Genomic DNA, 10,972 nt, shown 5'->3' on the forward strand with positions numbered 1-10,972 from the left:
GCGGGCGCGGCCGGGGTTCGCGGGCGGGGTCCGTGCGGGCGGCCGCGAGGACCCGGCAGAATGAGGCCCATGTCCGCTCGCCCGTCCAATCTGGACCCCAAGATCGCCGAACGCCTCAAGCGCGACCCCAACGGCCTCGTCCCGGCCATCGCCCAGCAGTACGACACCGGTGAGGTGCTCATGCTGGGGTGGATGGACGACGAGGCGTTGCACCGCACCCTCACCACCGGCCGCTGCACCTACTGGTCGCGCAGCCGCCAGGAGTACTGGGTGAAGGGCGAGTCCTCCGGCCACCAGCAGTGGGTGAAGTCGGTCGCCCTCGACTGCGACGCCGACGCGATCCTGGTGAAGGTGGACCAGGTCGGCGCGGCCTGCCACACCGGCGACCGCACCTGCTGGGACGCCGACGTGCTCGACGCCGTGGTGGGGGAACGGCCGACGTCGTCATGACGCCCGCGCGCGAACGCGGCCTGGCGGCGCTGGCGTGCGCCGCCGGGGCCGGGCTCACGCTGCTGGCCGCCGGGCGCCCCTGGGCCACCGTCCGGGCGCGCGACGCGATCACCCCGTTCGGCCTGGAGCTGACCGGCCGCGATCTCGGCGCGCTGCCCGGCGGCCTCGGCTGGGCCGCGCTCGCGGGGCTGGCGGTGCTGTTCGCCACGCGCGGCCGGGTCCGCGCCGGGCTCGGCGCGCTGCTGGCGGTGTTCGGCGTGGTCATCGCCGTCTCTTCGGCCACCGCGGTCCGGGCCGGTGACGTGCGCGCCGCCGCCGGGGGCAAGAGCACCCTGCTGCGCCTGGCCGAGCAGACCACCGTGCAGGTCGGGCCCTGGTGGGCGGTGTCGCTGGCCGGGGGCGTGCTGGTCGCGGCCGCCGGGCTGGTCACGCTGCTGCGCGGCGCCCGCTGGCCGGGCATGTCGGCCCGCTACGAGCGCCAGGGCGCGGCTCCCGCCGGTCCCGCGCGCGCCCGGACCGCCGACCGCGACGCGGCCGGGTTGTGGAAGTCCCTGGACCGGGGCGAGGACCCCACCGAGGACACCGCCGACGAACCCGCCGACACCACCGACACCGCCGCAGGGCCGGTCGCGAAGCCGACCGGCCGGACCGCCGACGAACCCGCCGGGAGCCCGGCCGCCGGCGAGTCCCGCCCGTCATGACCACCGAGGGCGGGCTGGTGCTGGTGGCCGAGCACGAGCCCGCCGTCGCCGAGCTCCAGCGCCGCTACCTGGCCCGCGAGGGCTACGAGGTGCAGATCGAGCCCGATCCGGCCGCCGCTCCGGCGGTGGCGGCCCGGGTCCGCGTCGACGTCGTCGTGCTCGATCTGTCGGCCGCTGGGCTGCCCCTGGGGCTGCGCCCCGCCGACCTGTACCGGCGGGTCGCCGACGCGGTCCGCCCCGCCCCCGTCGTGGCGCTCGTGGACGCGCCGGACCCGGCCGCCGCGCGGGGCCTGGGCGACCACCGCGTCTCGCGCCCGTTCGCCCCCCGCGTGCTGGTCGCGGCGGTGGGGGAGGCCCTGCGGGCCGGTGCGCCGGGCGGCGACTCCGGGCCGGAAGGAGAGAAGGGCCCGCCCAGCGTGCTGCGCGCGGGCCCGCTGACCCTCGACCCGAGCCACCGCACGGCCGCGGTCGGCGACCGGTCGGCGGCCCTCACCGTCACCGAGTTCGACCTGCTGGAGTTCCTGATGGGCAACCCCGGCCGGGTGTTCAGCCGCGAGCAGCTCCTGGACGCCGCCTGGGGGCCGGGAGCGGGCGCGGGCAGCCGCACCGTGGACGTCCACGTGGCGCAGCTCCGCGCCAAGCTCGGCGCCGAAAGCCCCATCCGCACGGTCCGGGGCGTCGGCTACGTACTGGACGCTTAGGCTGGCCGTGTGAGCCGCGTCCCTGCCCAGCCCGCTCAGATGCCGCCTCGCGCGCCCGCGCGAGGCGTACGGGCCTTTCTGGCCCCGGCGGGGGTTCTGATGGCCGTCGTGGCTGGTGTGGCGCTCGTGGCGTCCGTGGACCCGCACGAGTCCGGCCACTACCCGACCTGTCCCTTCCTGGCCATATCCGGCCTCTACTGCCCGGGGTGCGGCGGCCTCCGCATGGTCAACTCCCTGGCGCACGGACAGGTCGGCCCGGCCTTCGGCAGCAACCCCTACCTGTTCCTGCTCCTGCCGGTCGCGGCCTGGTCGTGGGGCAGCTGGACGGTCCGCCGGGCACGCGGCGAACCCATGCGCTCGGCCCTGTTCCGGCCGCCCGCCATCGCCGCCTTCCTGGTCGTCACGCTGGCGTTCTGGATCGTGCGCAACCTCCCGTTCGCGCACGTCCTGGCCCCGTGACCGCCGCCCGGCGGCCCGGCGGCGGCCCGGGGTGCGCCGCCGTCGGTGGGGGCGGCTACGATCGGTGCACGGATCGACCGGACCACAGACCGGACCATAGGGGGCCTACCGCGTGAGTGTTCTCGACGAGATCATCGACGGCGTCCGGGCCGATCTCGCCGAAAGGCAGCGAGAGATCCCGCTGGCGGCGCTCAAGGACAGGGCCGCGGCCGCTCCCGCCCCGCGCGACGCGCTGGGGGCGCTGCGCGGCCAGGGCGTGTCGGTCATCGCCGAGGTCAAGCGCTCCAGCCCGTCCAAGGGCGCGCTCGCCGCGATCGCCGACCCCGCCGCGCTGGCCCGCGACTACGCGGCCGGCGGCGCCAAAGTGATCAGCGTGCTGACCGAGCGGCGCCGCTTCGGCGGCAGCCTGGAGGACCTGGCCGCCGTCCGCGCCAACGTGGACGTCCCGATCCTGCGCAAGGACTTCATCGTCACCTCCTACCAGCTGTGGGAGGCGCGCGCGCACGGCGCCGACCTGGCGCTGCTGATCGTGGCCGCGCTGGAGCAGGACGCGCTGGTGTCGCTGGTGGAGCGGGCCGAGTCGATCGGCCTGCTGCCGCTGGTGGAGGTGCACACCGAGGACGAGGTGGCCCGCGCCGTGGACGCCGGGGCCAAGGTCATCGGCGTGAACGTCCGCGACCTGAAGACCCTCAGGGTGGACCGCGAGGTGTTCGCCCGGGTGGCCCCCGCCATCCCCAAGGGCGTGGTCACCATCGCCGAGTCCGGCGTGCGCGGCCCGCACGACCTGCTGGCCTACGCCTCGCACGGCGCCGACGCCGTCCTGGTCGGCGAGAGCCTGGTCATCGGCAAGGAGCCGCGCGCCGCGGTCGCCGACCTCGTCGCCGCCGGGGCCCACCCGGCGCTGCGGCAGGGCGGCTGACGGTAGGGTACGGCCATGCTGATGGAGCCTCTGCGCGAACGATGGCGCGCTTGTCCGACGTCTCACTAACCGGATAAGCCCTCTCCGCACGACAGGACGAGTACCAAGATGACCATCGATTCCGCGCCTGGCTCAGCCATGTCCGCGTCCGAATCCGCCACCGTCCCCGACGCCACCGGCCACTTCGGCGTCTTCGGCGGCCGCTTCGCCCCCGAGGCCCTGATGGCCGCGCTGGACGAGCTGGACCGCGAGTTCGCCGCCGCCCGCAAGGACCCCGAGTTCATGGCCGAGCTGAACGGCCTGCTCAAGGACTACGCGGGCCGTCCCAGCATCCTCACCGAGGCCAAGCGCTTCGCCGAGCACGCGGGCGGCGCCCGCATCCTGCTCAAGCGCGAGGACCTCAACCACACCGGCTCCCACAAGATCAACAACGTGCTGGGCCAAGCGCTGCTCACCAAGCGCATGGGCAAGAAGCGCGTGATCGCCGAGACGGGCGCCGGGCAGCACGGCGTGGCCACCGCCACCGCCGCCGCGCTGCTGGGCCTGGAGTGCACCGTCTTCATGGGCGAGGTCGACACCCAGCGCCAGGCCCTCAACGTCGCGCGCATGCGGATGCTGGGCGCGCAGGTCGTCCCGGTCCGCACCGGCAGCCGCACCCTCAAGGACGCCTGCAACGAGGCGTTCCGCGACTGGGTCGCCACCGTCGACGACACCCACTACTGCGTCGGCTCGACCATGGGCCCGCACCCGTTCCCGATGATGGTCCGCGAGCTCCAGCGCATCATCGGCGTCGAGGCCCGCCAGCAGGTCATCGACCTGACCGGCGAGTTGCCCGACGCCGTCGTGGCCTGCGTCGGCGGCGGCTCCAACGCCATCGGCGCCTTCCACGCCTTCGTCGACGACGCCTCGGTGCGGTTGTGCGGCTTCGAGGCCGCGGGCGACGGCGTGGACACCGGGCGGCACGCCGCCACCATCTCCGGCGGCCGCGTCGGCGTCATCCACGGCATGCGCACCTACCTGCTCCAGGACGAGGACGGCCAGACCGTCGAGTCCCACTCGATCTCCGCCGGGCTCGACTACCCCGGCGTCGGCCCCGAGCACTCCTGGCTGCACGACAGCGGCCGCGCCGAGTACCGCCCGGTCACCGACGCCGAGGCGATGGAGGCGTTCTCGCTGCTGTGCCGCACCGAGGGCATCATCCCGGCGATCGAGTCGGCGCACGCGCTGGCCGGCGCGATCAAGGTCGGCAAGGAGCTGGGCCCCGAGGGCACCCTCGTCGTGTGCCTGTCGGGCCGCGGCGACAAGGACATGCACACCGCCGCCGAGTACTTCGGCCTGATGCCCGAGGGTGAGGGCCGATGAGCGTCCGGGACGCCTACGACAAGGCCAAGGCCGAGGGCCGGGCCGCGCTGGTCGGCTACCTGCCCGCCGGTTTCCCCGACTACCAGGGCGCGATCGACGCCGCGACCGCCATGGTCGAGGCCGGCTGCGACGTCATCGAGATCGGGCTGCCCTACAGCGACCCGATGATGGACGGCCCCACCATCCAGGACGCGGTCCACCAGGCGCTGGTCGGCGGCGTCCGCGTCGCCGACGTGCTGCGCACCGTCGAGGCCGTCGCCGCCACCGGCGCGGCGACCCTCGTCATGACCTACTGGAACCCCGTCGACCGCTACGGCGTGGACGCCTTCGCCCGCGACCTGAAGTCGGCGGGCGGCCAAGGTCTGATCACGCCCGACCTCACGCCCGAGGAGGCGGGGCCGTGGCTGGCCGCCGCCGACGAGCACGACCTCGACAAGGTGTTCCTGGTCGCGCTCAGCTCCACCGACGAGCGCATCGAGACGATCACCCGGCACAGCCGCGGCTTCGTCTACGCCGCCTCGCTGATGGGCGTCACCGGCGCCCGCACCGCCGTCAACACCGGCGCGCCCCGGCTGGTGGAGCGCACCCGCACGATCATCGGCAAGGACGCCGGGACCGCCCCGCACGGCGGCGCGCTGCCGATCGGCCTCGGCCTCGGCGTCGGCACCGGGGCGCAGGCCGCCGAGGTCGCCGCGTTCGCCGACGGCGTGATCGTCGGCTCGGCGTTCATCCGCCGCCTGCTGGACGCCCCCGACCGCGCCGCCGGGCTGGCGGGCGTCCGGGAGCTGGCCGCCGAGCTGGCCGAGGGCGTGCGGGGCCGCGCCTGACGCCCGGTCCCGGACCGGCCGCGCGCCCGATCCGGCGCGTCGTTCCTACGCGGGCCTTATCCCCGGTCCCATAAGGTGAGACCCGGCCAGGCCGGGGCGCTTCCACAGCCGCCCCGGCCTGACCTGACGGTGACGGCCAGGCTCGGAGGGAACACGGATGGTGCAGCACGCCGAGGCGACCGGCGGGAACGCGGCGGCGACGCCGGGCCCCGCCCGTCCGCTGTGGTTCACCCTCACGGCGTGGGTCCTGACCCTCGCCGGGCTCGCGATCTCGGTCTACCTGACGGTGACCCACTACAACGAGGGCGCGCTGGTCTGCTCCACGAGCAAGACGGTGGACTGCCACTCGGTCACCACCAGCGAGTACTCCGAGCTGTTCGGCATCCCGCTGCCGCTGCTGGGCCTGGCGTTCTTCGTCGGCTTCGCCGTGCTGATCACCCCGCCCGCGCTGCGCTCGGCGAGTCCGCTGTGGCGTTGGGCGCGGCTCGGCAGCGTCTGCGTCGGCGTGCTGTTCGTGGTGTACCTGGTCACCGCCGAGCTGGCGATCCTGCACAAGATCTGCCTGTGGTGCACCGGCGTGCACGTCATCACTATCCTGCTGTTCATCCTCGTCCTGGTGGACGAGTTCCGCCGGATCGGTCAGACCGACTAGATCCGACCCCCTGCGGCGCCGGGCCGCGGGGCCGATTGAGGAGTAGTCCATGAGCAAGGCCGCACGGGAGCGGACCGCGCGCGAGCGGCTGGCCGTCGAGCGCCAGAAGCAGGCCGCGCGCCAGAAGCAGCAGCGGCTGCTGGCGATCATCCTGGGCGGGGTGGTCGCGGTGGCGGCGATCGTGGCGGTCACGGTGGTGGTCCTGGACCAGAAGGGCAAGCGCGACCAGACGGCCAGCGCCTACACCGGCCCCCAGGCGCCGCTGACCCGCGAGGCCGACGGCTCGATCGTGATGGCCAAGCCCGGGGTGACCAAGCCCGTGCTGGAGGTCTTCGAGGACTTCCAGTGCCCGGCCTGCCAGCAGTTCGAGGAGGCCGGCGGCAAGGACGTCAAGCAGCTGGCCGCCGAGGGCAAGGTCAAGGTCGTCTACCGGCCGTTCCACCTGTTCGGCCAGCAGCCCGACCCGATCAAGTCCAACTCGTTCCGCTCGGCCGCCGCCGCCCTGTGCGTCCCGGCCGACAAGTGGCTGTCCTACCACGACGCGCTGTTCAAGTTCCAGCCGCGCGAGGGCAGCGAGGGCTTCGCGCCCAAGGACCTGGTCGCCTGGGGCAAGGACGTCGGCGTGACCGACGCCGGCTTCGACGCGTGCGTCACCGACCAGCAGAAGAAGGCGCAGGTCGAGTCGATGACCACCTACGCCCTCCAGGAGCGCAAGATCGACAGCACCCCGACGGTCTTCCTGGACGGCAAGAAGCTCGACCAGCGCGGCATGGCCGACATCAAGGGCGCCGTCGCCGCGGCGGCCGCCGCCAAGTAGCGCCCGCCGAGCGTTCCGACGCCGCGTCCCCGCACCGGGGGCGCGGCGTCGCCCTTTCCCGCCGCCCGCCCACGACCGCCCCGGATCCCTACCAGTAGCCTCTGAACTGGGACAACGCACGTCATGCGCGATCGGGGGATGCGGATGGGGAACGCGGAGCGGGATCGTTCGGCACGGCAACGGCTGGCGACCGAGCGCGCCCGGAGCCAGGCCAGGGACCGGCAGCGCAGGCTGCTGCTGATCACCGTCGGCGGCATCGCGGCCGCCGCGGTGATCGTCGCCGTGGTGGTCGTGGCGGTGCGCGGCGGCGACGACGAGGACGCGAAGACCGCCTCCTCCTACACCGGGCCGCTGGCCCCGGTGTCCCGCCAGGCCGACGGCTCCACGCTGATGGCCAAGGCAGGAGTGAACGGACCGGTGCTGGAGATCTTCGAGGACTTCCAGTGTCCGATCTGCAAGCAGGCCGAGGAGGCCGCCGGGGACACCATCAAGCGGCTGGCGGGGGAGGGCGCGCTCCGCGTCGTCTACCGGCCCCTGCAACTGTTCCAGGGCGCCGACCGCGAGCCGCTGTCGTCCAACAGCCACCGCGCCGCCAACGCGGCCCTGTGCGCGCCCGCCGACCGCTGGCTGGCCTTCCACGACACCCTCTACGCCAACCAGCCCGAGGAGGGCGACGAGGGCTTCGCCAACGACGACCTGGTCGCCTGGGGCCGGAACGCCGGGATCACCGACGGGGCCTTTCCCGGCTGCGTCACCGGCGACGCCAAGGCGGCCGAGCTGGCGACGATGACCCGGTACGCCTTCGAGGACCGCAAGATCGAGGGGACGCCCACCGTCCTGCTGGACGGCAAGGCCCTGGACCTGCGCGGCCAGGTGCTCGACCCGGCGGGCCTGGAGAAGGCCGTCCGGGCCGCCGAGCGGAGCTGACGCGGGGCCGTGCCGGGGCTCGCGGGCACCCGGAAAGCGGTCCCGGCCGCCGTTGTCGCGATCTTCCTCGGACCGGCGGCACGGGCGCGGCGCGAAAGGCGGTAACGTCATCGCTCATGCAGCCGCTCGCCGCCATTCCGAGTCCCGCCGAAGGTGTCTGGCACCTCGGACCCGTCCCGCTCCGCGCCTACGCCCTGATGATCATTCTTGGCATCGTCGTGGCGGTCTGGCTCGGCGAGCGGCGCTGGGCCGCCAAGGGCGGCACGCCCGGCGTGATCATCGACGTCGCGGTCTGGGCCGTGCCGTTCGGCCTGGTCGGCGGCCGGCTCTACCACGTGGTCACCGACTACCAGCGCTACTTCGGCGAGGGCCGCGACCCGGTCAACGCGCTGAAGATCTGGGAGGGCGGCCTCGGCATCTGGGGCGCGGTCCTGCTGGGAGCGCTCGGCGCGGTGATCGGCTGCCGCCGGCACCGCGTCTCGGTGCTGGCGCTCGGCGACGCGATCGCCCCCGGCATCGCCCTGGCGCAGGCCATCGGCCGCTGGGGCAACTGGTGGAACCAGGAGCTGTACGGGCGGCCGCTGGACGCCCCCTGGGCCCTGGAGATCGACCAGGCGCACCGGCCCCGCCTGTCGGACGGCAGCCTGGACCCCAAGTACGCCGACATCGCCACCTACCACCCCACGTTCCTGTACGAGTCGCTCTGGTGCGTGGGCGTCGCGATCCTGGTGATCTGGGCCGACCGGCGCTGGAAGCTCACCCACGGCCGCGCGTTCGCCCTCTACGTGGCCGCCTACACCGTGGGCCGGTTCTGGATCGAGTCGCTGCGCATCGACGACGCCCACCACATCCTGGGCCTGCGCCTGAACGAGTGGACCTCGGTCGTCGTGTTCCTCGGCGCGGTCGGCTACATGTACTACGCCCGCAACAAGACCGGCCCGGAGAACGTCGGGACCGCCCCCGAAGCAGAGACCGCGGCGGCGACGGCCCCCGAGACGGTGCCCGACGCGGCGGCCGAGACCGAGATCGACCCCACGCCGGAACCCGCCGAGAAGGCGGAGAAGGCCGCTCCAGTGGCCCTCGCCAAGGAGGAGCCCGCGGCGGAGACCGAGGCCGAGCCGGAGCCGGAGACCAGGGCCGAGGCGCCCGAGGTCGAGGACGAGCCGGAGCCCGAGACCGTCGTCGAGCCCGCAGCCGAGGCCGAGCCGGAGACCGTCGTCGAGCCCGAGCCCGAGCCCGAGCCCGAGCCCGAGCCCGAGGACAAGGTCGAGATCACCAAGGTCGCCGAGGCCGACGAGAAGCCCGCCGAACCCGAGCCCGAGACCGGAACCGAGCCCGAGGACGAGGGCAAGACCGAGGGCAGGACCGGCACCGAGGACGAGCCCGAGCCCAAGGCCGGGGACAAGGCCGCCAAGTAGCCGTGACCGAACGGTCCGGACCCGCCGCCGAGATCCATCACCAGCACCGGGACGTCACCGGCGGCTGGTTGCGTCCCGCCGTGTTCGGGGCGATGGACGGCCTGGTCTCCAACTTCGCGCTGATCGCCGGGATCGCGGGCGGCCAGGCCCCGCAGCGGGTGGTCCTGCTGGCCGGTCTGGCGGGCCTGGCGGCGGGCGCGTTCTCGATGGCGGCGGGGGAGTACATCTCGGTGGCCTCCCAGTCCGAGCTGGCGGCGGCCGAGATCGAGGTGGAGCGGCTGGAGCTGGCCCGCCACCCGGCCGCCGAGCTGGCCGGGATGTTCGAGGCGCGCGGCGTGGACCCCGTGACCGCCGCCGAGGTGGCCCGGCAGTTGTCCAGCGACCCCGACCACGCGCTGGCCGTGCACGCCCGCGAGGAGCTGGGCGTGGCGCCGGGCGAGCTGCCGTCGCCGCTGCTGGCGGCCGGGTCGTCGTTCGCCTCGTTCGCGGTGGGCGCGCTGCTGCCGGTGCTGCCCTACCTGCTGGGCGCCACCAGCCTGTGGCCCGCCGCGCTGCTGGCGGGGCTGGGGCTGTTCGGCGCGGGCGCGCTGGTGGCCCGGGTGACCTCCCGGTCCTGGTGGTTCGGCGGGTTGCGGCAGCTCGCGCTGGGCGGCGCGGCGGCCGCCCTCACCTACGGCGTCGGGGCCCTCATCGGCGTCAACGGCGTCTGAGCCCGGCCCGAGCCCGGCCCCGAGGCCGACAAAGGGGGAGGAAGCTCCCTTTTGGCACGGGAGGGGCGGCGGGACCGCTAAGCTCCCGGCTGTGATCGAGGCGCGTGACACTGGTGCTCCCCAGGCGGCGTCCGCCGAGCGCGGACGCGACTTCTGGCCGGAGGAGGGCGGCAAGCCCGCCCGCAGGCTCCCCCCGCCCAAGGTGCTGTTCGGCGCCGCGGGCGTCCTGGTGGCCGTCGTGCTGGCGGCGGTGGCCGCGGTCGTGCTGACCGGCGGCGAGGAGAAGAGGAAACCGGCGCCGGCCGCGCTGCTGCCGGTCGCCTACACCCCCGACCACGAGGTCGAGGGCATGACCAGGATCGCGCAGCGGACCACCGATCCCCGGCCGCTCGGCCAGGGCGAGGTGTTCGGCGCCGACGCCAAGAGCGTCACGACCGGCAAGTACACCTTCACCCTCGCCGGCAGCGACGTCTCCGCCGACTGCAAGGCCGTCACCTGGGGCGACCGCCTGCACGCCGACCTGGCCGCCCAGGGCTGCACGCAGGTGCTGCGCGGCTCCTACGTCGGCTCCGACAAGCGCTATCTCGGCCAGTTCGCCGTGTTCAACATGAAGGACGTGGCGGGCGCGCGGCAGGTGCTGCGCGCCATCGACCCGCAGACCAAGGCCGGGTTCGTGCTGCCGCTGAACCCCAAGGGCGCCCCGGCGTTCGGCGCGGGCTTCAGCGCCGCCTACGCCAAGGCGATGGGCCACTACGCGGTGGTGACGTGGGTGCAGCGCGCGGGCGGCGGCCAGCCCGGGTCGCTCAACGAGGTGATCGAGGCCAGCCTCCCGGTGGAGAAGCCCGCCGACTTCGTGTGGGGACGCATCGAGATGGCCGGCGGGAAGGCGCGGTGAACCGGCCGGGCGGTGCCGCGGCAGTGTTCCCCGGGCAGTAGTCTGCGCCGACGTGGACCATGACGAACCCGGCCGCGCCCGCCGTGGCGCGGCGACCCGCTCCGGCCGCCAGTCCCCTTCCCGGACCCCGGCCC

At 74.3% G+C, this 10,972-nt stretch carries 13 protein-coding genes; all 13 read left to right on the forward strand.

The window, feature by feature from the left end; translation table 11 throughout:
- Window positions 1-69 precede the first annotated feature (69 nt).
- Window positions 70-450 (forward strand): phosphoribosyl-AMP cyclohydrolase, encoded by a 381-nt coding sequence (gene hisI / locus AH6_RS32070; protein WP_218005981.1) that lies wholly within the window; start codon window positions 70-72, stop codon window positions 448-450.
- On the forward strand, window positions 447-1,151 hold the full coding sequence (locus AH6_RS32075) for a Trp biosynthesis-associated membrane protein (protein ID WP_067487693.1): 705 nt from the start codon (window positions 447-449) through the stop codon (window positions 1,149-1,151). The genes hisI and AH6_RS32075 overlap by 4 nt, the downstream gene beginning before the upstream one ends.
- Complete coding sequence (locus AH6_RS32080) at window positions 1,148-1,852, forward strand: winged helix-turn-helix transcriptional regulator (RefSeq protein WP_067487695.1); 705 nt, start codon at window positions 1,148-1,150, stop codon at window positions 1,850-1,852. Before AH6_RS32075 ends, AH6_RS32080 begins: the two co-directional genes overlap by 4 nt.
- Before the next feature lie 99 nt (window positions 1,853-1,951).
- Window positions 1,952-2,311 carry a DUF2752 domain-containing protein gene (locus AH6_RS32085; protein ID WP_245679554.1) on the forward strand — a complete coding sequence of 120 codons (360 nt, stop codon included), beginning with the start codon at window positions 1,952-1,954 and terminating at the stop codon, window positions 2,309-2,311.
- Between the two features lie 112 nt (window positions 2,312-2,423).
- A complete protein-coding gene (gene trpC, locus AH6_RS32090) occupies window positions 2,424-3,230 on the forward strand; it encodes an indole-3-glycerol phosphate synthase TrpC (RefSeq protein WP_067487699.1) in 807 nt (268 codons plus the stop codon).
- A gap of 138 nt (window positions 3,231-3,368) precedes the next feature.
- Window positions 3,369-4,592, forward strand: coding sequence for a tryptophan synthase subunit beta (trpB, locus tag AH6_RS32095; protein ID WP_245679555.1), 1,224 nt, complete (start codon window positions 3,369-3,371; stop codon window positions 4,590-4,592).
- Window positions 4,589-5,419 (forward strand): tryptophan synthase subunit alpha, encoded by an 831-nt coding sequence (trpA, locus tag AH6_RS32100; protein WP_067487702.1) that lies wholly within the window; start codon window positions 4,589-4,591, stop codon window positions 5,417-5,419. The genes trpB and trpA overlap by 4 nt, the downstream gene beginning before the upstream one ends.
- A gap of 157 nt (window positions 5,420-5,576) precedes the next feature.
- Entirely contained in the window at window positions 5,577-6,071 is a 495-nt protein-coding gene (locus tag AH6_RS32105; protein ID WP_067487704.1) for a vitamin K epoxide reductase family protein, read from the forward strand.
- A 49-nt stretch (window positions 6,072-6,120) separates the two neighbouring features.
- Window positions 6,121-6,888, forward strand: a complete 768-nt coding sequence (locus tag AH6_RS32110) for a DsbA family protein (protein WP_067487706.1) — start codon at window positions 6,121-6,123, stop codon at window positions 6,886-6,888.
- Window positions 6,889-7,011: 123 nt separating this feature from the next.
- Window positions 7,012-7,815 (forward strand): DsbA family protein, encoded by an 804-nt coding sequence (locus tag AH6_RS32115; protein WP_245679556.1) that lies wholly within the window; start codon window positions 7,012-7,014, stop codon window positions 7,813-7,815.
- Window positions 7,816-7,931: 116 nt separating this feature from the next.
- Window positions 7,932-9,233 carry a prolipoprotein diacylglyceryl transferase gene (gene lgt, locus AH6_RS44300; RefSeq protein ID WP_157431856.1) on the forward strand — a complete coding sequence of 434 codons (1,302 nt, stop codon included), beginning with the start codon at window positions 7,932-7,934 and terminating at the stop codon, window positions 9,231-9,233.
- Window positions 9,234-9,235: 2 nt separating this feature from the next.
- Window positions 9,236-9,943 (forward strand): VIT1/CCC1 transporter family protein, encoded by a 708-nt coding sequence (locus AH6_RS44305; RefSeq protein ID WP_067487710.1) that lies wholly within the window; start codon window positions 9,236-9,238, stop codon window positions 9,941-9,943.
- A 91-nt stretch (window positions 9,944-10,034) separates the two neighbouring features.
- On the forward strand, window positions 10,035-10,838 hold the full coding sequence (locus AH6_RS32130; RefSeq protein WP_067487711.1) for a hypothetical protein: 804 nt from the start codon (window positions 10,035-10,037) through the stop codon (window positions 10,836-10,838).
- Window positions 10,839-10,972 lie beyond the last annotated feature (134 nt).

Origin of the sequence: Actinomadura hibisca NBRC 15177 (assembly GCF_001552635.1) — a bacterium.
Taxonomy (GTDB): domain Bacteria; phylum Actinomycetota; class Actinomycetes; order Streptosporangiales; family Streptosporangiaceae; genus Spirillospora; species Spirillospora hibisca.